Annotated in this window: 19 protein-coding genes and 2 pseudogenes; 5 read left to right on the top strand and 16 right to left on the bottom strand. The window is 65.6% G+C overall.

Features of this window, described 5'->3' with window-relative positions; translation table 11 throughout:
- Window positions 1-199: 199 nt before the first annotated feature.
- The 5 genes and pseudogenes from JGU66_27695 to JGU66_27675 all read right to left on the bottom strand — a co-directional run bounded on the left by JGU66_27695 (window position 200) and on the right by JGU66_27675 (window position 5,137).
- Window positions 200-913: a helix-turn-helix domain-containing protein gene (locus JGU66_27695; GenBank protein MBJ6764569.1), complete on the bottom strand. Its 714-nt coding sequence runs from the start codon at window positions 911-913 to the stop codon at window positions 200-202.
- Window positions 914-985: 72 nt separating this feature from the next.
- Window positions 986-1,138, bottom strand: a complete 153-nt coding sequence (locus tag JGU66_27690) for a hypothetical protein (protein ID MBJ6764568.1) — start codon at window positions 1,136-1,138, stop codon at window positions 986-988.
- Between the two features lie 80 nt (window positions 1,139-1,218).
- Window positions 1,219-1,734, bottom strand: coding sequence for a carotenoid oxygenase family protein (locus tag JGU66_27685; GenBank protein ID MBJ6764567.1), 516 nt, complete (start codon window positions 1,732-1,734; stop codon window positions 1,219-1,221).
- Between the two features lie 140 nt (window positions 1,735-1,874).
- A pseudogene (locus tag JGU66_27680) lies at window positions 1,875-2,953 on the bottom strand (beta-lactamase family protein).
- Window positions 2,954-3,001: 48 nt separating this feature from the next.
- On the bottom strand, window positions 3,002-5,137 hold the full coding sequence (locus JGU66_27675) for a glycoside hydrolase family 5 protein (GenBank protein MBJ6764566.1): 2,136 nt from the start codon (window positions 5,135-5,137) through the stop codon (window positions 3,002-3,004).
- A 735-nt stretch (window positions 5,138-5,872) separates the two neighbouring features.
- Between JGU66_27675 and JGU66_27670 the strand changes: the two genes are divergently transcribed.
- Window positions 5,873-6,877, top strand: a complete 1,005-nt coding sequence (locus JGU66_27670) for a hypothetical protein (GenBank protein MBJ6764565.1) — start codon at window positions 5,873-5,875, stop codon at window positions 6,875-6,877.
- 140 nt (window positions 6,878-7,017) lie between these two features.
- Here the strand turns inward: JGU66_27670 and JGU66_27665 are convergent, their stop codons facing one another.
- A complete protein-coding gene (locus tag JGU66_27665) occupies window positions 7,018-7,323 on the bottom strand; it encodes a helix-turn-helix transcriptional regulator (GenBank protein MBJ6764564.1) in 306 nt (101 codons plus the stop codon).
- Window positions 7,324-7,490: 167 nt separating this feature from the next.
- Here JGU66_27665 and JGU66_27660 point away from each other — a divergent pair, with 167 nt between their 5' ends.
- A complete protein-coding gene (locus JGU66_27660; protein ID MBJ6764563.1) occupies window positions 7,491-7,877 on the top strand; it encodes a hypothetical protein in 387 nt (128 codons plus the stop codon).
- A gap of 19 nt (window positions 7,878-7,896) precedes the next feature.
- Here JGU66_27660 and JGU66_27655 read toward each other — a convergent pair whose 3' ends face one another.
- Together JGU66_27655 and JGU66_27650 are read right to left on the bottom strand one after the other, a co-directional pair.
- Entirely contained in the window at window positions 7,897-8,472 is a 576-nt protein-coding gene (locus tag JGU66_27655) for a class I SAM-dependent methyltransferase (protein MBJ6764562.1), read from the bottom strand.
- A gap of 3 nt (window positions 8,473-8,475) precedes the next feature.
- Window positions 8,476-10,011: an FAD-dependent monooxygenase gene (locus JGU66_27650; GenBank protein ID MBJ6764561.1), complete on the bottom strand. Its 1,536-nt coding sequence runs from the start codon at window positions 10,009-10,011 to the stop codon at window positions 8,476-8,478.
- A gap of 123 nt (window positions 10,012-10,134) precedes the next feature.
- On the opposite strand from JGU66_27650, the gene JGU66_27645 reads away from it, so the two are divergent.
- A complete protein-coding gene (locus tag JGU66_27645) occupies window positions 10,135-10,737 on the top strand; it encodes a TetR/AcrR family transcriptional regulator (GenBank protein MBJ6764560.1) in 603 nt (200 codons plus the stop codon).
- A gap of 296 nt (window positions 10,738-11,033) precedes the next feature.
- On the top strand, window positions 11,034-11,939 hold the full coding sequence (locus tag JGU66_27640; GenBank protein MBJ6764559.1) for a PPC domain-containing protein: 906 nt from the start codon (window positions 11,034-11,036) through the stop codon (window positions 11,937-11,939).
- A gap of 40 nt (window positions 11,940-11,979) precedes the next feature.
- Here the strand turns inward: JGU66_27640 and JGU66_27635 are convergent, their stop codons facing one another.
- The gene (locus JGU66_27635) at window positions 11,980-12,321 is read right to left on the bottom strand and encodes an alkylphosphonate utilization protein (GenBank protein MBJ6764558.1); all 342 of its coding nucleotides are present in this window, start codon (window positions 12,319-12,321) and stop codon (window positions 11,980-11,982) included.
- 107 nt (window positions 12,322-12,428) lie between these two features.
- On the bottom strand, window positions 12,429-12,929 hold the full coding sequence (locus JGU66_27630; GenBank protein MBJ6764557.1) for a DUF1772 domain-containing protein: 501 nt from the start codon (window positions 12,927-12,929) through the stop codon (window positions 12,429-12,431).
- Between the two features lie 77 nt (window positions 12,930-13,006).
- On the opposite strand from JGU66_27630, the gene JGU66_27625 reads away from it, so the two are divergent.
- Window positions 13,007-13,795, top strand: coding sequence for a helix-turn-helix transcriptional regulator (locus tag JGU66_27625; protein ID MBJ6764556.1), 789 nt, complete (start codon window positions 13,007-13,009; stop codon window positions 13,793-13,795).
- A gap of 13 nt (window positions 13,796-13,808) precedes the next feature.
- Here JGU66_27625 and JGU66_27620 read toward each other — a convergent pair whose 3' ends face one another.
- The 6 genes and pseudogenes from JGU66_27620 to JGU66_27595 form a co-directional block, all read right to left on the bottom strand.
- Window positions 13,809-15,998, bottom strand: a complete 2,190-nt coding sequence (locus tag JGU66_27620) for a glycosyltransferase (GenBank protein MBJ6764555.1) — start codon at window positions 15,996-15,998, stop codon at window positions 13,809-13,811.
- Window positions 15,999-16,231: 233 nt separating this feature from the next.
- The gene (locus tag JGU66_27615; GenBank protein ID MBJ6764554.1) at window positions 16,232-16,477 is read right to left on the bottom strand and encodes a hypothetical protein; all 246 of its coding nucleotides are present in this window, start codon (window positions 16,475-16,477) and stop codon (window positions 16,232-16,234) included.
- 343 nt (window positions 16,478-16,820) lie between these two features.
- On the bottom strand, window positions 16,821-18,266 hold the full coding sequence (locus JGU66_27610; GenBank protein MBJ6764553.1) for a hypothetical protein: 1,446 nt from the start codon (window positions 18,264-18,266) through the stop codon (window positions 16,821-16,823).
- Between the two features lie 338 nt (window positions 18,267-18,604).
- On the bottom strand, window positions 18,605-19,096 hold the full coding sequence (locus JGU66_27605; GenBank protein ID MBJ6764552.1) for a nuclear transport factor 2 family protein: 492 nt from the start codon (window positions 19,094-19,096) through the stop codon (window positions 18,605-18,607).
- Between the two features lie 91 nt (window positions 19,097-19,187).
- Window positions 19,188-20,319, bottom strand: a pseudogene (locus JGU66_27600) (serine hydrolase).
- Window positions 20,320-20,409: 90 nt separating this feature from the next.
- The gene (locus JGU66_27595; GenBank protein MBJ6764551.1) at window positions 20,410-21,825 is read right to left on the bottom strand and encodes a hypothetical protein; all 1,416 of its coding nucleotides are present in this window, start codon (window positions 21,823-21,825) and stop codon (window positions 20,410-20,412) included.
- Between the last annotated feature and the right edge of the window lie 141 nt (window positions 21,826-21,966).

Raw genomic sequence — 21,966 nt, 5'->3', positions numbered from 1 at the left:
CGACTTCGTTGACCGCCGTATTTCGCTGTTCAGCCCACTTCAGGAAAGCTCGTTCCGCGCCAGTGCGCGGGCTTTCCGTCGAGGGGGCGGCTTGTACCACCGCCGCTTCCGATGTCAATGATCCTGCATCCTGAATCTGAGGCTCGCCATCGGCGCGCATCCCGTTCCACTTCCTTGGGCGCCCCAGGAACACCACCTCCTACGAGGCGCGGAGCTGCTTCACCCATCCTGCGAAGCCCAGGTGTGCTGAGCCCGCGCATGGAGTGGGGACCCGGGCACTTCCCTGGAGCAGCCGCCCTACCCTCGCGCCGCGTACGTCCTTGGCGGAGCACCCGAATCTCCTGCGAAAGGCACGACTGAAGTGCGCTTCGTTCGGAAGGCCGTGTTCGTCGGCGATGTCCGCGATGCGGCGGTGCTCCGTTGGGTCGCAGAGCACTGCGTGAGTCCGTTCGAGCCGGCGCCCTTGGATGGACCTCGCCACCCCGTGGGCTGACTCGAACAACTGGTACAGCACGGACCGAGACAGGCCCAGGGCCGCACCGAGTCGCTGCGCGGAGAGGTCTGGGGCCATCAAGTTCTTCTCTATGTACCGACGCGCTTGCGTCGCGAGGGCGGCATGGAGCTGCGGCCGGGCCGCGGCCAGCGAGTCGTGCATGGTCGCCAGGCAGGCGGCGACCATCTGTTGTGTTGCCCGCGCGAACTGCGGCGCATCATGAATGGTCAACTCGGGCACGGAGCAAAGCAGGGAGCGCACATGCTCCGAGAAGAGCCGCGCCATCCCACCGACAATCCACCGGCCATGCTGGGAATCCGCGTCCGGCAGGAGCCGCGTCATGACGTCCCTGGGCAGGATGATGCAGGTGCCCATCAGCGGCACGGCTGGCAGCGACAGGGGATGCCCCAGTTCCTGCACCAGGACTCGCGGCCCCGCGCTCCCGTCGGGGCCTGAGTCCTCAATCCCCACGATGAAGTGGTCGAGCGAGTCTCAGCGAACCTTGGCGGGCGTTCGCGCACACGCCAGAGCATCCACGTGCTGAGCGGCCAGGAGCAGCGAACCGAAGTGGATGCTGGTGGCGTCACCGCGGAAGTGCTCCTGTGTCTCCTCTGGAATCGACGAAACCGAGTACAGGTTTTCCATGGCGGTGCGCCACACGACAAACCGCTGCCGCCCGGAAAGCACCTCCGACGAGAAACGAGCAATCGGTAGGAGCGGTGCGGTCAAGCGGGGCCTGGAGGTCTTCGACCACGCTCAAGTCCGACGCGAATCACGGTCAAGTGGGCGTCAGTCAGGAACCCGGCTTCGATGGAGGCCGGCACACGCCGAGGCACGGCGGCCGCCGCGATGAGCCCTTGGGCCACATCCTGGGCGTCGAACACCAGGAGGTCACTGTGGTTCTCACTCGCCCGCCAGACCACCGCCGTCAGCCAGCCGTCGCCCTCGGGGGCCGTGGGTGAGCGGGGCAGGAAGACGGGCTCAAAGGTGAGGTCCCCTCTCGGCAGTTCGAAGAGGGAGCGGTGGCCCGTCCTGCCATCCCGGTGGACGATGGCGTTGAGCCGCAGAGGCTCGCCGACGGCCTCGGCGGTGTCGGCGTCGTACCATCCATGACGATGGGGAGGGCCGGTGCACCGCTCGTTGATGCGCGGGAACTCGCCGTCGAGATGGTCGACCCGCACTTCCTGGATGATATCCGAGGGCCCGTCCAGGTCGAAGGTCCAGCGCCACAGGCGAGCCATCGAGTGCCGTCCGGGTGAGCCATCCGCCAGCGGGAACATCGGCGCGGAGTCATAGAGGAATACCTCCGCGACAATAAGCTAGGAGAAGGGCCCCGCGCGGAGACGCCCTACAGGCGAAACGACGATCCGGCGCGATACCGTTAGAACAGGTCGTGCTCAGGCCAGGCGCTGATGCCGTTCACCAGGGTCCACATGAGTCGGTCCAAGTCGATGTTGGGCATATTCGAATGGGGACTGTTGTTGGAGTTGATCACGGCAGACCAGATGAATTCCTTGGAGCGACTGGACCCATCGCTGTCATGCGTCCGCATCAACAGGGCATGCGTGCCCTGGACGTAGCCGTTGTGCCACCAAGCGTGGGAATCGGTCACCACCCAGCCCTTGGCATACATGACCGGATTGCCCGAAGCGTCGAGCGCCGTCGTGCGGGTGGTCATCGTGGCGAGGGAGCTTGCGCTCAGCAGGTCCGGGACGGTGGAGAACCCATCCGCTCGCACGGCGACGCGGAGCAAATCAATGGGGGTGGCGCCCCAGCCGCCATGCGAATCAATGCGATACAGTGGAATGTTGTATGGATTGTGGGCTCCCGCTCCAAGCTGGTAGTAGGCGACCTCGTTTGGCAGACGCGCACTCGGGGTATCTCCCCCACCGCGAAGCTGGTGGCTTCGCTGGGAGCGAATACGTGGTCGCGCATGGAGTCTTCATAGGTCATCCCCGTGACCCGCTCGATGATGCGACCGAGCACGCTGTAGCCAAAGTTTGAATACTGGAACGTCGTCCCAGGTGCGAACTCTAGCGGCAGATGCTGCGACACCCGTTGGATCAGCTGCCCGTGCGTCAGTTGCGCATTCACGGACATCGGCTCGCCCGTGCCGTCGGAGCTGTCGTTGTCCCAGCCGCCCGCGGTGTGCTCGAGCAGATTCTGGATGGTGATGTCCAGGACACGGCTGTCCTTGGAGGTGCTCTGCGCGCCGAAAGTCTCCCCCAGCAATCCGCCCTGGCCGAAGACTCGGTCCGTCAGCTGAATACGGCCGCTCGCAATCAACTGTATGACGCCGATGGAAGTCAGCGACTTGGACACGCTGGCGAGACGAAAGCGGTGGGAGGTGTTGACGGGCGTCTTGCTGGTGCGCGCGGCCAATCCATACCCCTTGGCAAACACGAGGTGCCCGCGATGCGTGATGGCCAGCGACAGCCCGACGGTGTTCGAGCGCGACATCGAGACGGCGAGGCCTTTCGCAGGCCCCACCGTCTCGATGTCACGCGCTCACAACGCGAGGAAGTTCGCGGTCAAGTACGCGGCGTACCAGTTGACGGGGGTGATGCCGTTGGACGTGTAGTCCGCCGTGTGGTTGTTGGTGGTGAGCTGCCAATTGGTCAGGTCCCACGGAGACCAGCCGATCCACACGTCACGGTTGTTGTTCATGAACGTGAGTGCGTTCGTGATCTGGCTCTGCGCGAAAGACGCCTGGTTCTGGATCCCCATCTCGGACAAGAACAACTTCTTGCCGTTGGCTCTTGCCCAGTTGGTCACCACCGTGAGCTGGGCTCCGTACGAGGACTCATCGTTGCTGCCATAGCCTTCTGGATAATACGAGTGCATGTCGAAGGCGTAGTTGTTGGCGCTGTCCGTGATGGCGAGGGCCGCGACCGAGTCGACCGGACCTCCGCCCGGAGCCCAGGTGCTCCAGTGCCCCACGTCCGACGCACGCGAGTTGGGAACCAGAATCAACTGTGTCGACCCAGTCGCGCGCACGGCATTCATGACCGTCTGGATTCCAGAGAACCACGTCGTCGAGGTCATCGGGAGATCATGCGGCTCATTCATGAGGTTCAGGATGACCTTGGGATTCGTCTTCACCAGATTCGCGAGCTTCGTCCAGACATCGGCGAGATGGTTCGCGGTCAGCGTACCGTCTCCAATGACGTGCTGGACGTAGTTCCCGGTCTGGTTCCCAGCGCCGTCAAACGCGCCCGTCGCATAACGATTGTAGTTATGCAGATCCAACACGATGGAGAACCCCTGAGCCGTCGCCAGGTTGATGTAGTTCATCATGCCGTTCGAGTAGGCCGTATCCAGCGGACCATTGAGGGTGTGCTGGATGCGCTCCCACGCGATTGGCAAACGAATCAGGTTGAAGCCCTTGCCCTTGTAATACGCAAGCTCCGCGGCGATCTGCGTCGACGACGGAACCTCGTAGTAGGTCTGGCCTGTCCACCCACCCCAGTCGCTGCCGTACTCCATCCCGGCGCGGTTGATGCCGCGATAGGCCACGCCTGTGGGATAGATCTTTCCCGCACCACTCGGCGGAGGGATGGTCCCATTCTCTACCGCGATCCCATCGACCCCGTAGACCACCGCGGAGGCGCTCTGAACCGAAATCTTGTTGAACGTCGTCAGCGCCCCCTTGAGCGCGCTCATCGGGATTCTGATGCGCGTCCATTGCCCGGGCGACAGCGAACCGAAGCTCGGATTCGCGTAAGCGCCAATGGCGACACCCGCGTTCCCGTCGCTCCCCTCTTGGCTCACGATGACCTTGAGGGCCTGGATGGCGGCGAGGTTTGACGCGCTCGGATTGATGGCGAAGCTCACGGCGGCGGTGTTGGCAGTCGGAACGCTAGAGCCGAACCCACCCAAGGCCAGGGCGCTGTTGGCTGGCGCCGTCACCTTCATGGACGCCGTCCCGTAGGCTCGGCTCGCCGTATCGGAGACCAGCGTGGTCCCACCCCAGCTGTAGGCAGTGCTCCAACCGGACGCGACCGCATCGTCATACAGGACCGTCATCGACGACGGGTCGAGCGCGGGCAGTCGCGGAATCTCGATGGCGATGCCATCGATGCCGTAGCTGACCGCCGTCACGGCCATGAGGGTGAGCTTGTTGAACGTGGTCAGCGAACCCTTGAGCGCGCTCATCGGGATGGTGACACGCGTCCACTCATCCGCCCCCAAGGAGTCAAAGCTCGGGCTGGCGTAGGTGCCGATCGCGACGCCCGCGTTTCCATCGCCCCCCTCTTGGCTCACGATGAGCTTGAGGCTCTTGATCGCCGCGAGGCTTGCTGTCCCGGGGTGGATGGCGAAGCTCACAGCCGAGTAGGCACCTGTCGAGAACGACTGGCCATTCGCTCCCAGGGCAAGGGCGCTATCTGCGGCAGAGGTGACCTGCAGGGACGAAGCACCGTAGACCTTCGTGCTCGTCGTAGCCCCCTGCGAGATGCTGCCCCAGCTGTAATCGGTGCTCCAACCCGACGCGACGGCGTCGTCATACAGCACCGTCTGGTACGCGGTGTCCAACGCGGGCAAGAGCGACATCATGACCGTGCCCGGAGCGCTTGCATCCATGGGCACCGAGGTCGAGGGCAGGCCCTCTTCCTCGCTCGAAGGCGGCCCACATGCCGCGCCCAAGGTGAAGAGACTCCCTAGAACAACGTAGAGATACTTTCGCGAGATCGGCGGTCGTCCCATTCGGGCCCCCTGGAGTTTGACAATGATTGAATCACCCAGCACTCGGCGTCAAATCCACTCTCGCGCCGGGATTAAATCCCGCTCGCCACATCTCTTCACAGACACCCGAATTCCAGCAGAACGCCAATCAAACACCGTCACGCAAGCCTGCTGTCGGCGCCGACAATGCCCACATCCCATCTCGACGTTGATCCCGTCCGCGCGCACGAAGTCAGATTCCGTCGAAGGGAACTCGCGCACCGGGCCGAATGAGACTGTACCCAGTGCGACCCATCCCCCAGACCCGGCCATCTCGAGTAAGGTTCGGGGTCGAGCTGTCGGGCCGGCGACTCGCGAGGAACCCATGAGCGACTCTCCCCTGAAGCCCCGTGTGCCCGCCACTCTCATCTCCGATGAATCTGTTGGCTCGGCGCACGCGGGCGACGAGTAGGACCCTGGAGGCTTCGACAGTGCCAGTGCCATACGCGCGGATTCCTCGGTCAGAGTCGCGCAATCAAGGAGCCCGGGCGGAGAGGTGGTCTTCGACACGAGCCCGAACCGGCCCGGTGCGCAGGAACTGCTAGTGCTGGCGACGCGGGTGGGGCTGGGCTAATTCGGCACGGCCGGGTCATCGCAATCAGGGAGGCGACCGCCGTGGAGAACGCGTTTCGGGGTGTCGTGCACAGTGGATGCATCGTGGATGCGCGCAATATGGCGCTGCTCGTCAGCCATCCCCATCCCGACCATGACCACGGAGGAGGACCGGGCCCTGTCGAGAGCTGGCGCGAGACTTACGACGCCGAGGCGTTCACCTCCCTCGTCGACCCCGACTTCGACCCCGACGATGTCCGCTTCGAGATTGACGGCTTTCGGCACGTCGCCGTGTGCACGGCGGGAACCTGGACGCTGGAGGGACTCCCGGGCTCCGGCACCGCGGAGACCTTGTGCCGCCTGGGAGAGAATCGCCTGGGAGCGCTGCTCTCCTATGGAGGCTCGGCATTCTTCGCAGCCATTCGCGCGAGCGAGGGAGGCGCCTGGGAGGCACTCGAGTACAGGGGCGTCCCCGCAGGTCTCGTCGGCACTCGCGCATGCTTCAGCGGTGAGGACGTCGTGTTCGCGGGGAGCCGATCGTACGAACTCGATGCGCCCACCGAGGTGGGGCTACTTTTTCGCGGCGAGGGATGCATGACCTGGGCGCAGTCATTGGGACAGGTCCCAGGTCGCGTCCTCGCGCTCGACAGCTTCTCCGGTGTGGACGGGACACGGGTCCTCTTCGCCGGAGGCCAAGGACTCTGGATGCATGCCGAGGGGCGCTGGAGAGACCTCCAGCCGTCCCTCCGCGGCGAGGTATCGTTCCTCCGCTGCTTCCCCTCGGGCGAGGCCATCGCGGGCACGACACGTGGGGACGTCATCGCCGTAACGGCGGAAGGCTGTCGTGTCCTCGCGAGGGTAGGCCCCATCCACACGGCCGAGCAGTGGGGGGACTGTTTCTACGTGGCGGACTCGGAGCAGGTGTACCGCGTGGACACATCCGGATTCGAGCGCTGCCCTATTCCGCTGATGGACTCCGTGGGGAGCCTGTCCGCGGTTGGGCGGCTGTGCACAAGCCAGGGGCGCCTCTGGTTGGCGGGCAGTCACGTGCTCGCGTCGAGCGGGGATGGACGGGAATGGATGACTCACCCGGTGGCGGACGCGAAGTGACGTGATCTGCCGACGTGGCACCATCTGCAGGTGTCGTATCGCTTGTGGGAATTCAACGCGCCCCAGTTTGAACCCGTCCCCTCCTGGCATGGCCTGAACGCGACGTGGACACGTGAGGTTGAGGCCATGCCGACAATGTGTTACCGCGACGCCTCAATTCCAGTCAGGATGGGCTCGATGCCGGCGAGGAATTCGGCGAGGTCGTCGTGCTTGGGCAGGTGGGTCGCGAGCTTCCGGACGAATGGATACGCGTGGGCGAGTAGCTCGTTCTTGTTCGCGATGTGCCAGTAGATGGCTCCTGCCCCCGTAGCAAGCCGCGTGGCAAGCGCACGGAAGGTCAATCCGCTCTCGCCCTCGTCATCGAGCAACTCGACCGCCGCTTCGATGATCCGCGCGCGTGAGAGCGCATCCTCACGTCGCTCCGACCCGCGCTTCGCCGTTCCCATGGCCCCATCTTGACAGACCTGGAACGGCGTTCCATTGACCGGCGGGTCTCCCCCCGCCCCGGCCCTGCCAGTCCGGCATGACACGTCACAGTGACCTTCGTTTGTCCTGGCAAGACAGAGAGTGTGGATGGGAAGGTCCCAGGCGGATTCTGAGGAGAGGGGCAGCCGTGAGTTGGGAGAAAACGCTGTGGGTGTGGTCGATCTCGGCGGTGTCCACTGGGGCATACGCGTGGTGGATCATCGCCAGGGACAAGCGGCAACGTGAGGCCTACCAGCGCATTCTCACCCATGGCCGGCGCGTGAAGGCCACGTTGCGCGAAGTCAGAACAGGCGAGCCAGGTTCCCGTGGCATGATGCCCAGGACTCACGTGACGTTCCTGGTGCACGAAGAGGGACAGGGCGAAGACTGGCTCCTGTCTCAGCACCGGTTCCTGTACAAGCCGGAGCTTCTCCACCTCCTGGTTCCCGGCACGGTCGTGGATGTGATCTACCCGCCAGAGGACCGTGAGAAGAGCGCGCTGATTGTCCAGTTCGGCGACGACAAGCGGCATTGAAGCACGTCCGCAGTACCTCCTACCTGGTCTTGCGCGACAGGAAGTAGCGGTTCGCGCCTGAGTCCGCGTGCGTCGCGTCCAGCGTGAGCCCGTACGCGCGCAGCAGGTCGCGGTACCCATCGATGCTGTACGAGTGATAGCGGAACGGCACGCCATTCATCGGAGCGCCATCGATGGAGCCGTGGGTGTCGCCTGACGTGAAGAGGAACGCGGCGCCAGACTTCAATGCCCTCGCAACCTGGGCGATCGCCTGCTCCTGTTCTTCGTGGCTCAGGTGGAACAAGACGCCCCACGCGACCGCAGCGTCGAACGACCGCTCCTGCAGCACACATGACTGGATGGGGGCACACAGCACTGGCACGTGGGGGAAGTTCGCTTGAAATCGCGCCACCAGCTCACGAGAGCTATCCACGCCCGTCACCTGGCAACCCAGCTCCAACAGCACCCGCGTCAGCGGTAAGCCCGTGCCGCAGCCGATGTCGAGCACCGAGGCTCCAGTCGGAAGCGATGCCGCGAGCGCGGTCACTTCCGGGACGCCCAGGTCGCCGGTGCGGTGAGAGGCATACCAATCCGCGATCAGATCGTACTCGCGCACGCGTCAGCCCGGATTGCCAAACCAGCGTGCGGCAGCACGCGTCACCTCTTCGGGCGTCGCCGTCGTGTCACCCGCCCACGCGACGAATCCATCTGGGCGCACGAGCACCGCGGAGACTCCGAGGCGCGCCTTCGCGCTGCGTGCCACGTACTGCACGCGCTCGCCCCAGCGGCCCTCGAGACCCTCGAGCTGCCTGTCGAAGTCCAGCAGCACTCCCTGGCCATCCCGCAACAGCGCGCCGAGCCGCGTGCCGTCGTCGAGTTCAAAGTCCGGGCAGCTCCGGCCCACCAACGGATGCGCTTCACCGAGGTCATATCGAAGCGAGAGCCCCCAGAGCCGCTCCGCGAAGTAGGTCGCGCCGTCGCGGGTCTTCATCAGGTCCCGGACGATGGCCTGGAGGGCACTCGACTTCGGCCGCATCAGCGCGACCTGTGCCCGGGTCCAATCCAAGATGCGCTCGCCGACGGGGTGCCGCTCGGCCGTATAACTGTCGAGCAAGTCCGCCGGCCCGTCGCCGCGAATCGTTGCCGCGAGCTTCCAGCCGAGGTTCATCGCATCGCCCATTCCGAGGTTCAGCCCTTGTCCACCGAGCGGCGAGTGAATGTGCGCGGCGTCGCCCGCGAGCAGCACCCGCCCCTTGCGGTAGGTGGTTGCCTGCATCGAGCGATCGGTCCACGTCGTCGCCACGTGAAGCGCGGTGACAGTCACGTCCTTCCCCGACACGCGCCGCAGCATCGCCTGGATGTGTTCGATCGAGATCGGCTGGGTGCGATGGAACGCACCGCCGTCGAAGTCGAACGCAGCGACGAACCCCGGCTGCCACTGCTGATACCTGCCGGCCTCGGTGATGTGCGCGCCCAGCGGGAGCGCCGCCGGATCGGCGAGGTCGACGTGAACCGAATAGCCCGTGAACTCAGGCTCGGTGCCGACGAACTCGAAGCCGCCGTGCTTGCGAACCGTGCTGCGACCGCCGTCACAGCCGACGAGATAGCGCGCCACATATCGCTGCTCGCCTGCCTGAACGACGACCTCCGTTTCCGACTGCGCGAACCCGCTGCCCCCCTGTCCGAAATGGATCTCGACCCCCAGCGCACGAGCCCGCTCGGAGAAGACGTGCTCGATGTGCCCCATTTCGCTGCCCAGTTGCATGTCCGCGGGTCCTGGGATTCGGTACGGCCAGCGCGACGAGTCGATGTGGGCGAAGTCGAACTCGATGCTCGCGAAGTGACCCGCGGGGCCGCTCGTGTCCGCGATGGAGCGGCGAAGCTTGAAGCGATTGCCGCCCCGCTCGACCGGCGGCCCTGCGAACGCGTCCAACAGTCCGCGCCGATAGAGGGCCTCGATGCTCGGGCCCCAGAGCCCCCGGAGTCCGAAGGGCATTTTCTTCAAGAGGGAGCTCGGATCGGCCGCCTGTTCGAGCACGAGCACGTCGAGCTTCGCGAGCCGCAGCTCACATGCGAGGAACAACCCCACCGGACCTGCACCCGCGATGATCACATCGTAGTTCGTCTCGCGGCCCTGGGTACGACTTGAATTCATGGCGATGACTATGCGAATTCTTATTCGTATTTTCAATTCGCGTTCAGGACCATGCCCCGCACGAGCCACTCACGAACGAAGTTCGCCCCGAGGAAGGAGCCGCGACAGGATCGCTCGAAGGCCATGGTGGCCTCGATTCTCGATGCCGCCATTCGTGTTCTGACCAAGCATGGGTACGAGAGAGCGACCACGATCGCCATCGCGAAGATGGCGGGAATCAGCGTCGGCTCCCTCTATCAGTACTTTCCGAACAAGGAGGCCATCGTCGTCGCGCTCGGCGAGCAGCACTCGCGGGAGGTGCTCACGTGCATCAACGGGGCCTTCGTGCATGACGACGCCGACCCGCGCCAGACGCTCCAGGCCGTCATCCAGGCTGCGCTCGAAGCACATCGCGTCAACCCCAAGCTCCACAAGGTCTTCAAGGAAGAAGTGCCCCGTCGGCGCATCAAGAGCGGTCCGCACACGGGCGACATCCTGATGGAGAAGTTCGTGGAGTTCTTCGAGGCCCATCGCGCGGTGCTGAACGGGCGCACGCCCCAGATGGCCGCGTTCATCGTGCAGACGGTCATCGAGGCGCTGACCCATCGCGCGGTGCTCGAACCGCACGACGGACTTTCGGTGGATGACATCGCGGCGGAGGCGCTCGAACTCGTGACCGCCTATCTGTTCGGGCCATCCCGAGCGCGGAAACGGGGCATGGGAGCTTCGCGCCCCATTGCACCGTAGGACACGGACTTCGATTGCCAGGCCCTGGGGCCCATCCACCGGTCCGCTCGGAGAGCGTTGACCGGTCCTGGCCGCTTCAGTCGGTGTCGATGAATGACCACGCGTTATCGACTCTTGCGCGGCAAGGAGCGCTACGGATTGGGCCAACTGGGCCCCTGAGCATAAGGGATTGGCAGACACCCTCTGGTCAGGAATGGAGCTGTTGCCGCATGATGCCGCGCTGACCTCCATGCGGTTGTGGTTCTTGCCGCGCATGAGAGCGTCATCCGGGTCCAAATCAGAGCAGGAGGGGAACCATGCTGAGAAGAGCGCGCACACTCACAGTCTGCAGCGTTTTGGCATTGGGCTGCATTGACCCAACTCCCGAGACGCAGACGGCCCTGGAGAGTCGGCTCCAGGCCGGCGGGACTCCTGACGGCATCGCGGCGCCACAGGAGGCAGCGCAAGCGAGGCTTGATGTTGACGAGTCGACACGTGCCGCGATCCTTGCGCAGGGACCGGCATTGAGGCCGCTGCCGGACCCCTGGCTGTCGATGACAGGGCTCTCGGGGGGTGCGAGCACCCTGCAGCGCTGGAGTCTCTATGTCCCCGCTGGCAAGGCGAAGGTGACGTTCAAGGCCAGCGGCGGCACGGGGGACGCGGACCTCTACGTCAAGTTCGGCTCGCCGCCGGCGACGACGACCTACGACGTCCGCTCAAACGTCAGTGGCAACGACGAGACCTGCACGGTCACGCAGCCACGTGAAGGCACGTATTACGTCGGCCTCTACGGGTATGCGGCGTACTCGAATGTCAACCTGACCGGCACGTACGACGATCCGCCCCTGTGCCCACCCTGGCCCTGGCCTTGGCGCTGGCCCATTCCGGTGAACCCTCCGCCCCCTCCCCCTCCACCCTGGAACCCGATCGTCAATATCGCGGACAGCATCGCCGGCCACTTCAACTACTGGACGGTCGACGTCGCTTCGGGCCAATCGGTGGTCACGTTCGCGCTCAGCGGCGGCACGGGTGACGCGGACCTCTACGTCAACTTCGGGTCGGCCCCGACGACGACGACCTACCAGTGTCGTCCGGACATCCGAGGCAACAGCGAGAGCTGCACGATGACCGCGCCCTCCGCGGGCAAGTACTTCGTCGGCCTCCGCGCGAACTCGGCGTATTCGGGCGCCACGTTGACGACGACATACACGGCCGGGCCGTAGGCTCGCGACGCGGAGTTCGCCAAGAAGAGGGCTCGGCGCCCTACGCCTTCTTCACGAACTCCGACTTGAGCCCCATCGCACCGATGCCGTCGATCTTGCAGTCGATGTCGTGGTCACCGTCGACGAGGCGGATGTTTCGGACCTTGGTGCCGACCTTGACCACTGTCGACGAGCCCTTGACCTTCAAGTCCTTGATGACGGTGACGCTGTCGCCGTCTTGCAACAGGTTGCCGTAGGCGTCCCGCACCTCGCGCTTCTCTTCTCCAACCTCGACGGCGGCGGCTGTCGACCACTCATGCGCGCACTCCGGGCAGACGTAGAGACTGCCGTCTTCGTACGTGTAGGCGGAGTTGCACTTCGGACAGGGAGGCAGCGCGCTCATGTCGTTTCCAGAGGAGAAAGGCGCGGAGGCATATACACGAGCGACGAGCCGATGGGCGCCTGTTCTCTCCACGGGCGGCGGCCCCGAGCCACAGGGCCCGGCTTCTCTCAGGAAGATTGGCCGAGCTTGCTCGCTCTCATCCACGTCAGGGCCTGGAGCGAACAGAGCCATGCAACGGCGACCAGGACATGGCGCAGGTGGTTCAGTCGGCTCCACAGCATCGCGGTCGCCACGGCGTCGGAGGAATCGGAGGCTTGCATCAGCCGCATCATCGTGGGGATGAAGTACGAGAAGGTGAGGAGTCGGTCCACGAGCACCATCGAGGCGGCCGCGAGCCACCAGACGCGTAGCGGTCCCGTGGATTGAAATGCGAGGGCGAAGCTCGCCACGGTGAGCAACGTCAAAGGGCCTGTGCTGACGAAGGCCCAGAAGCGCAGCCCCACGTTGTCGCGCCTCGCTGCCTCCGCGAACCAGTGCGCCCCCTCGGCGTCGAGCCACCTGGGGACCACGATGCGATGCTCATAGAGCCCCGCTCCAAACGAGATGCCGAGGTTGAGCACGAGAAGCCACAAGATGAGTTCCACGGCCGACAGCTTCATGTTCATCATCCGGGCAGGATGCGTCCCGGGCGAGTGAGCGTCTTTCGAGCCCTTGTGCTGTTTTTCTCCTTCCTGCGGTGTTTGTCATGCACTCCCGCCATGCCCTCCTCGCACAGATAGGCACCGACATCGCGCGCTTCCAGGACGCCTCAGCGGCCTTCGACGCGGCCGTGGGCGAGGTGCTCGCACTGGGCCGCGCGGAGCTGGCGCTCCTGGCGCAGGTTCACTTCGGAGGCCCCACGCCCTTGAGCGCGGTGCCTCGGGGCACCGACGTGCAGCGGCTCGAACTCGCGGGCTACGTTCGACGGGAGGTCGCGGGGAGTGGCAAGCGGCTCGTGCTGACCGAGCACGCTCGGGAATGGATTGAGACCATCTGGGGCCCGCTGCGCGAGGAGGGGTTCCGCGCGATGGCGTCGCTGGCGGATGCGGACCTGAAGGCCATCGCGGGGCTCATGAGCACGGTGCGTGGCGTCCAGGACCGGCACGCCGCCCGGGTCGCCAGACTCCTCCATGCGCCCGGAGGCTCCGGGGCCGCTCGGCGCCGTGGAGGGCTCTCCGCCGCCGCGCTGCATCGGGTGCAGCTCTTCATCGAGGCCCATCTGGCGCGGAGCATCCGCGTGGAGGAGCTGGCTCGCCACTCGGGCTTGAGCGTCTTCTATTTCACCCGAGCGTTCCGGCAGTCCATGGCGATGACGCCTCACGCCTACGTGCAGCAACGACGGGTGGAGCGCGCACGGGAGCTGCTGCGCCGCACCTCGCGCTCGCTGGGAGATATCGCGCTCGAGGTTGGCTTCAGCTCGCAGAGCCACTTCACCACCGTCTTCCGGCGGGTGACGGGACTGACTCCCGCCGTCACGCGACGGGGAGGTGGATGATGCGCGCCCTGCCCTATTCGCGGGGCGGCTTGAGGCGCTTGACCTTCTCCATGAGCTGGTAGCGCAGGGGACGAGAGTCCTCGGGCGCCGACCGCAGGAGCCACTTCGCGGTTCGCCGCAGCGCTGGGTGGATGGGCTCCAGTCGCTGCTTGAGGGCCTCGTTCACGCGGTCCGCGACCTGGTGCAGCAGCGGCTTGGCGGGCGTTGTGGCGCGAGCCGCCAACTGCTGCTGCTTGTGCGCCTCGCCCTGGAGGATGCGCAGGGAGCGCGCGGGATGAAGGGCCAGCGAAGGATGCTTCTGGTACAGGTACGCCATCACCGCGTAGCGGTCATTCACGAGCGTCGTGCGCGTCATCGAGTCCGGGCGCAACCGGTACTGGAAGAGGGGCTCCGGAATGACCGTGCCCGAGAGCCCGCGCTCAGCGAGCGAACAGAAGACATCCCAGTCTTCATAGGCCGTGAGCCACTCGTCGTAACCGCCAACCTCCTCCACGTGCCTTCGCTCCATCAGCGCGGTGCAGGTGGAGGCCACGTTGAACACCCAGAGGGCATCCCGCTCGACGCCCCAGGGCACCCAGCCGCCCACGACTCGAGTCGGGTCGTCGATGAAGTAGGAGACCAGTGACGTCACGAAGGCGAAGTCTCGCGAGCCCTCCATGACAGCGACGGCCTTCTCCAGGAAGGTAGGCTGGATGAGGTCATCCGGGTCCAAGGGAAGGACGTAGTGTCCGCGCGCCTCGCGCAGCCCTGCGTTCCGAGCGGAGCTGAGCCCTCCATTCCGCTTCGAGATGATGCGCAGGTCGGGTGCGTCCAGCGTCTCCAACAGCGCGCGGCTCCGCGGGTCCGTGGAGCCATCATCCACGAGGATGATCTCGTAGTCCGTGAAGGTCTGCGCGCGGATGGAGCGCAACGTCTCCGGCAGGTATTGCCCCATGTTGAAATAGGGCACCAGGAAGGAGACGCGCGGCGCGTCCTGCCTGGCCTTGGGCGTCGTGCGAAGCACGGGGAGGCGCGGAGGATGCGCCGCGACGGCGGCTTCCACCTGCTGCACGATGCGAGCAGGCTGGCAGTAATCAGCGATTCGCGCGGGCGCGGTGTCGCGCACGGCCTGCTGCAGCGAGGGCGTGGTCAGCGCCCGCTCCAGGACCTCCGCCAGGTGCGCCGAATCCCCTGACCTGAACAAGAGGCCACTGCGGCCATCCTCGATGACCTCCGCCATGCCGCCGGCGTCGCTGCCCACCACCAGGCATCCGGCGCTCATGGCCTCCAGGCATACGTTGGGGAAGTTCTCCCAGAGCGAGGGGAAGCAGCACACCGTCGCCTCCGCGATGGCGGATGCGAGTTCGGCGCGCGGGCGTGGAGGTTCAAAGAGGAAGCGATGCTTCCATTCGGGCGCGATGCGGCGCTCCAACCACTCGCGCATCGAGCGTCCGAACGGCCCTGTTCGTGTGTCTCCTCCCACGAGCTGGACTTCAGCCTGGAGCCCTCGCGCGAAGAGCGTCTGCATCGCCTCGATGAGGTGCTGCACGCCCTTCCGGTATTCGAGCCGTCCGAAGTACAGCACGCGCGGAGGAGTGGCTCGTGGGCGTGGAGTTGCCTGCGCGAAGGATCTCGTGGGGAACGGATAAGGCACCACCACGCCTTTGTCCCCAAGGCCCAGCCGAGCCCGCACCAGGTCGAGGAGCGACTGGGTGGGAGACAGCAGGAGGTCCGCATCCCGAACGGAGCAGTCCTCCATGAACTCCTGCTGGGCGGCATCCATGTCCAGCGTGGTGACGCGGTTGAAGCGCTGGACTTCGTGCGTGGGAGTGTGGAGACGAACCGCGAGCACCGCGGTGGCGAACTGGCCCAACGTCCGCCGGGCTCGCAAGGCGAAGTACCCCTCGCCCTCGTACTCGGGGAACTCGATGAGGTCGAAGGGGTGCCGCGCGTGCAGCGTCTGCAACAAGGTGTACGCCGCCATGGCGTGCCGCAGCGGCGGAAAGGGAAAGGCGCCCGCATACCCGGGCTCCAGCTCCGCGACGGTGTGGACGTGCACACCGGGGAGCAGCTCAGGCGCCCGTTCGAGCCCTGGGAGTGCCGCCGTGAGGACATGGACCTCATGCCCCGCGTCCGCGAAGGCCCGACTCATGAGGGTGACGTAGGTGCCGATGCCGCCCCCGAAGAATGGCGAGAGCTCTTTGGATACGAGGCAGATGCGCAAGGCGTGGACCTGGGTAGGGGCGTCGAAACAAACCACTGAGGCGCGCGACTATAGGCCGGACGAGCCCAGCTGAAGCGCCTGGATGCTTCGCACCCGGGGTGTACCTCGCTCGGGGCGAGGCCCACCGCGCCGTGAGCGCGTGGGTTCAGCTTCGTGGCTCACTCGCACGGGATTGCGATGCGCGAATCCGCGCGCGCGGACCGCTCCGTGGCCAGCGGGACGGAGGAAATGACTCAGGGGTGAGTGCGCTGAACAGGGATGGCCCAATCTCCCAGGTACCGAGCCTTCATCGGGACCCGGGAGAGCCGTGGGCAATAGCGGTACTCCGTATCCATGAGCTGAAGCCCTACCCGCTCCGCCAGGCGCAGGAGCCCCAATCCCTCCAACCAAAGAAAGCGGTGTGGCGCGAACGACGTCACGGGGGTGGCGAAGGAGCGGGCTCGCGTCTCCGTCTGCGCTTCGTATTCAAGACGGGCCATGGCGAAGTGCTGGGTGAAGGCATCCCGGTCTCCTACGAGCAGGGCGCGCGCCAGTGAAGCCCGGGCTGCGCACGAGGATGCGCGCCCCGTAGCGGAGGTCCTGCCAGAGCGTCTCGACCATCACCTGTCTCCAGTGCCGGACATGCTTCCGGCGCGTTGGCGGTCGCGGCTCGATGAAACACACGAGCCGTGAGCACCCAAGCTGGAGGGATAGGTGGACACGCCCTGCGCGACAAGGACGTTGTCCCGACGTTTTCGGCCATGCCCCAGACATGCGGCCGCAAGTGAGCCGCACCTCCAGGGCACAGCGAGAGGTCAGCGATGGCCTCGCGATTCCCCCGGGTCAGACCGCTGCCGTCGGCTGACCGCTCTCCCTGGGCACGACGCCCTCCCGGGTGGAGCCCTGGATGAGCCCATCGAGCGTGGAGGAAATGGCGGCGCGGTAGCGGGTGAAGGCCTCGATGCTCTTGGGCACGTCGCAGAAGATGGAGTTGAGGAAGAGTCCATGCGCATTGCGCAAGAACCACATGTTCCCGGTGTTGGAATGCGATGACGCCGGGATGGTCTTCGATTGCCAGACATCGAAGTGCTCAGCCCCCGCCAGCTTCCGGTAGTCGAGGAACGAGAAGAAGTTGACCGGGAATGGCCAGGTCCGCAGGTGGTAGTACTGCGGCGCCAGGAGCTCCCAGACCTTCACGAAGGGCACGTCGACATTGCGGATGAGCTGCTTGAAGCCAGACTGCACGCCCGCGGCAACCTCTGGGAACGTCATCCCGTCTGCGATAGGAAACGTGATCGCCAGGGTGTTGACGAACCAGCCGATCGACTTGTGCCAACGGGGGTCCTGACGTTCGCTGATCGGAAGGAACCCGTGGTACGTCTGACAACCCGAGATGTCTCGGAGCGCCATGCCGACGACCGCCAGCAGGCCCATGAACAGCTTCGTGTCGTGCTGCCGGCAGATGCGTTCGAGCGCCAGGGCGCTCGTATCGTCGAGCAGTCGGACGGTGACATTGCGCGCCGGATACATGCGGCCGGAGTCCAGGCCCAGGTCCAACGGGATGCGCGGAAACAGGTTCCCCGCCTCCTCGATGAAGGACCGCCAGTAGTCCAGCTCGGGGCTGTCCGCGGTGAGCTTTGAATAGCGACGGCGCTGCACATCCCCGAAGTCCAGGTAGCTGCCCGCCACCTCGAACTCCGGTCGCTGGCCCATCGACAAGGCGGCATAGTCCCGCTCCACCTCATCGACCGTGATCACGAGGGAGAGGCCGTCACACAGGATGTGGTCGAACCCCATGTAGACGGTGGACTGTGACTCCTCGACCACCACGCCCATCACGAACAAGGGCCACGACAGCGTGTCGATGTCCCGATTGAAGGTGGTGCGGATGTGGTCGGTGACCTGCTCGCCCGACGCGAAGGCCCCCACGTCCGTGTGCACCAGCCGGACCTCTTCGGGCGTCATGACGTCACAGCGCAGGTCGCCCGCGATGAGCTGCTCGAACCCGCAGCGCAGCACCTCGTGCCGCTTCACGAACCGGAGGAGCGCGGCCTCCAACGCGGGCAGGTTGAGCGGCCCCGGAATCCTGAACGACAGACCAATCCAGTAGTCCTCCGAGACGTGCTCCTTCCGGGCGGCCACCGCGGCCGAGAAGTGTTTCTCCTGGTTGTAGGAGGCGGGCCTGTCTCCCCCCGACAGGATGTCGAGCGTGTTGAGCGGAGGGCCGAGCCGCCATTCGTGGACATGACCTGAGTTGAAGCCCGCCTCGGAGAGGGGAATCTGGAACATGAAGGGCAATCCTTTACGTGCGTTCGTGAGCCTGCTCTCGGCGAGGGGCTGGAGCGCCCCTCCGACTCGTCAGCGCGCCCCTCGGACGGGGGCGGAAGACCATGGCCGGCGTCTAGAGAACGACCCGTGGCAGAGCGTCCCCGGCATGCCGTGGGAACGTCTCGGGGTCGTCACGCCGGGCAAGAGAGTGCTCGGGGGAGAACAGGAACCGCCTGCTCATCCCCAGTTCCGCACGGGCCCCGCGAATCGCTGGCATGGATACGAGCCTGCAAACCATGCCGCATAGGCTGGGGACGCCTTCGGACTTGGACAAGTCCTGTGCAACGAAGCGTGTGCGCCTAGTTGTTGGACCAGATGACCGAGACAATCTTCCAGCCGTTGCCGGTGTTCACCAGGTGCCAGCTCTCCTGGCCGCGATTCACGACGCGGTCGTCCAGGTTGAAGGTGAACTCGAAGGAGACCGAGGCGATGGTGCCGTCCGTGTCGATGCGGACGTGGGTGAACTTCTCCTCGGAGCGCTTGGACTCCGCCGCGATGTCCTCGATGAACGACCTGGGGTTCTGCTTCGGGTTGATGCCCACCTTGTTCGCGTTGGGGTTCTTCTGACGGAGCTTCTGCAGCAACTCGTCCGAGTGCACGGACTGCCAGATGACGTCCTCGCGGAGGAACAGGCCGAGGAACTTCTTCGTGTCCTTCTGGATGATGGCGTCCCGGAAGTCATTCACCACGGCCTGGACTTGTTGCTTCGCGGCGCGGGTGTCCGGGGGGCTCTGCTGGGCCAACGAAGGCGCTGCGACGAGGCAGGTGAGCAACAGCAAGGACAGCTTCATGGAGTGGCTCCGATGCCGGACACCGGGATGTGTCCTCGGCCGGCCCCGGAACCCAAGCAGCTCACGAATATTCCAAGCCCGAGGGAGCCCCTCAGGGCCCCTGCGTCGCGGGCGGCTCGAGGTCCTTGAGGATCCGAGCGGCACCCGCGTTCTTCGGGTCCAACTCCAGCGCACGGCGATAGCCCTCGGCGGCGAGCGCCTTGTCACCGTGCACCGGGTACGCCTCACCGAGGCTGTCGTGGACGTTTCCCTCCTCCGGGTACATCTCCACGTTGAGCTGGAAGAGCGCAATCGCATCCACGACCCGGCCGCCCTTCAGGAGCTGATAACCAAGCCCATTCAGCTCCCTCGAGTTGAACGTGTACTCATCCGGCTTCTGGGCCTGGAGGGTGCGGTAGGTGCCCACCGCGTCAGCACTGGCGGGAGCAAGGTGTCCCCATGCAGCGCCCGCTCCCACAGGGACATGTCCTCCACCGTCGAGGAGAGCCCGCCCGCGGCGAAGGGCAATCCCATGTCGATGTAGGGCGCGTTGATGATGCCGTCGGGCGTGTACACGTAGCCGCTCGCGCGCCTGGGCAGCACCGTCGCAGACACGTCGTAGCCCGAGTTCTTCATCCCCACCGGGTCGAAGATTCGCTCTTGGATGACCTGCGCGTAGGGCTTGCCTGTCACGCGCTCGATGATGGCGCCCAGCAGGTAGTAGCCCGAGTTGTTGTAGGCGTACTTCGTCCCGGGCTCGAACTCCAGGTCACCGCTGGCCAACTGCTTGATGAGTTCGGCGGTGGAGCTGGGATGCGGGACCACTTCGCCCCGAAGTCCGGGTGGCTGGTGAAGCTGGGGATGCCCGAGGTGTGGTTCAACAGCTGGGTGAGCGTGACGCGCGAGCCCGTGTCCTGCCGATACTCCAGGCGCAGCTTGCCCTCGGCCACCAGCTGCATGATGACCATGGACGTGAACTGCTTGGTGAGGGAGGCGAGGCGGGACTTCGTGTCCGGGGTGGCGGGAATCCGCCATTCGAAGTTCGCGAATCCGTAGGCCTTCTTGAGGAGGATGCCCTTCTCGTCCGCGACCAGCACCACGCCATTGAACTGGCGGAAGACCTGGTACTTGGAGGCGAGCTGATCCATCGACTCCTTCTTGCTCGCGGCCACGGCCGGGGAGACGACCCCGAGCACCAGCACCAGCCCCATCGCGACTCGAACGCACGACCACCCTCGCCTCATGCGGGTTCTCTTCCACGCGGATGCACTGGTCCGGGACCGACACGAACGAGCGCGACCCCCATTTCGCGGGAGAGGCCTGAGGGCGGCGCTTCACTCCGCGGCGGGCACGGGCTTGACGGCGCTGGCCTGCCGCGGTGCATGGAGCGCGGGAGGCGAAGCGGTCAAGGGTCCGAGGTACAGTCGACCATCGAAGCCGTGAGCCTCCTGGGGCGTGGAGAGCTTCAGTCCAACGGCCTGCTGGGAGGACTGCCGCGATTCGAGCCCCGGGCTGATGCCGAAGACGTTGCACTCCACCTCCTCGGCCCAATCGCTGTAGCGACAGGTGAACTGGGTGCCGCGCTGGAAGCCCACGTCCAGGACTCGCACCGAGGACACGGCCTTGGCCACGCGAGCGCCCATGGGCTCCAGGTCGCCATCCCAGCTCACCGCCGTGGTGCGCGCATGGACGCTGCCCGTGAGGACCAGCGTCCATGCCTGGGGACGCTTCGCTCGGGCGTCCAACAGGTGCTGGGCCAGCTGCTCCTCGCGCGCATTGCCCTTGGCCGCATCGGTGTCGATGGCGGCCACGGCGATGTCCTTCCCCGAGACGCGCAAGCGACGGGCCTGCTCGAGGAGCCACAGCATGGCGCGGCTGCTGCGCCCGTCCTGGAACGTCCGGCGCCAGAACGCGCTCCACGAGAGCAGCTCCTGCATGGCCGCGGCCTCGCCGTTACTGGCGAGGTAGCGCTCCAGGAGCGGCTGCTCGGAGATGGGAATGGACAGCGCCAGCGTCACCGGCAGGTCCTTGGCGGTGGCCTCGCACACCATCCGCAGCGCCGCGGACGGAACCTCCTGCGTGCCCAGGGGATCCGCCACCATCAGGACGCCTCCCGCGGCGAAGAGGGACGAGGCTCCCTCCATGGGAGCACCACACTCGGGACCCGCGGCGGTCGCCTTCCCCTCCTCGCCCCCGCTCTCCATCACCACCGAGCGAATGGGGACGGGCGGATTGCCGCCCACCACCTCCAGCGCGGGAGCCATCTCCAATCGCTCCAGGAGCTTCTGCTCGATGACCAGGTCGCGGTAGCCGTGCGCCGGACTGTAGCCCTCGAGCCCGGGGATGTTGGCGAAGGCGCCCGGCATGGAGACCTGCAGGCGGAGACTGTCCTCGGCCTGAGCGCCGTAGCTCCCCAGCTGGCTGTAGCGGATTCGAAAGACCCGAACGAGAGACTGCCGAGCCCCGAGCCGCTCCCCCTGGATGTAGTAGCGCTCGGGAGGGACGACATCCGGAATGAAGGAGGAGAACATCGCCAGTCCCCCCTCCTTCTCCATCACGGAGGAGTGGTTCTTCTCCAGGATGTACCGGACTGTCATCAGCGCGTCGTCGACAGGGACCGGATAGATGACCTCGTGCGAGGGCGTCTCGTACTGTCCCGTCTCTGGGTTGAGCTGGGTGTCGAGTCCTCGTGTGACAGAGGCGCACCCGACGCCCCCCAGGAGCCCGAGCAGCACGGCAGACCTTCGCATCACATCCTCCCCGCGCCGCATGTCCCGGAGCCGGAGCCCCGGATGACTGCAATCGCTGAATCGCTTCCAGCGTAGGGAGTATAGCCAGCGCCTGTTTGTCGCTGGAACGGATACGTTGAACCCGGACGGATTGGGACGAGG

The sequence above is a fragment of the Myxococcaceae bacterium JPH2 genome (assembly GCA_016458225.1).
Taxonomy (GTDB): Bacteria; Myxococcota; Myxococcia; order Myxococcales; family Myxococcaceae; genus Citreicoccus.
The sequence above is the reverse complement of the archived record's forward strand: the minus strand, read 5'-3'. Positions and strand labels throughout refer to the sequence as shown.

What these genes read in the sequence shown, in the direction of transcription:
- JGU66_27665 (MBJ6764564.1), bottom strand. Translation starts at nt 7,323, where the DNA reads ATGGGAACGGCGAAGCGCGGGTCGGAGCGACGTGAGGATGCGCTCTCA.
- JGU66_27595 (MBJ6764551.1), bottom strand. Translation starts at nt 21,825, where the DNA reads ATGCGAAGGTCTGCCGTGCTGCTCGGGCTCCTGGGGGGCGTCGGGTGC.
- JGU66_27645 (MBJ6764560.1), top strand. Translation starts at nt 10,135, where the DNA reads ATGGTGGCCTCGATTCTCGATGCCGCCATTCGTGTTCTGACCAAGCAT.
- JGU66_27635 (MBJ6764558.1), bottom strand. Translation starts at nt 12,321, where the DNA reads ATGAGCGCGCTGCCTCCCTGTCCGAAGTGCAACTCCGCCTACACGTAC.
- JGU66_27615 (MBJ6764554.1), bottom strand. Translation starts at nt 16,477, where the DNA reads ATGGCCCGTCTTGAATACGAAGCGCAGACGGAGACGCGAGCCCGCTCC.
- JGU66_27640 (MBJ6764559.1), top strand. Translation starts at nt 11,034, where the DNA reads ATGCTGAGAAGAGCGCGCACACTCACAGTCTGCAGCGTTTTGGCATTG.
- JGU66_27685 (MBJ6764567.1), bottom strand. Translation starts at nt 1,734, where the DNA reads ATGGCTCGCCTGTGGCGCTGGACCTTCGACCTGGACGGGCCCTCGGAT.
- JGU66_27605 (MBJ6764552.1), bottom strand. Translation starts at nt 19,096, where the DNA reads ATGAAGCTGTCCTTGCTGTTGCTCACCTGCCTCGTCGCAGCGCCTTCG.
- JGU66_27610 (MBJ6764553.1), bottom strand. Translation starts at nt 18,266, where the DNA reads ATGTTCCAGATTCCCCTCTCCGAGGCGGGCTTCAACTCAGGTCATGTC.
- JGU66_27630 (MBJ6764557.1), bottom strand. Translation starts at nt 12,929, where the DNA reads ATGATGAACATGAAGCTGTCGGCCGTGGAACTCATCTTGTGGCTTCTC.
- JGU66_27690 (MBJ6764568.1), bottom strand. Translation starts at nt 1,138, where the DNA reads ATGGAAAACCTGTACTCGGTTTCGTCGATTCCAGAGGAGACACAGGAG.
- JGU66_27650 (MBJ6764561.1), bottom strand. Translation starts at nt 10,011, where the DNA reads ATGAATTCAAGTCGTACCCAGGGCCGCGAGACGAACTACGATGTGATC.
- JGU66_27625 (MBJ6764556.1), top strand. Translation starts at nt 13,007, where the DNA reads ATGCACTCCCGCCATGCCCTCCTCGCACAGATAGGCACCGACATCGCG.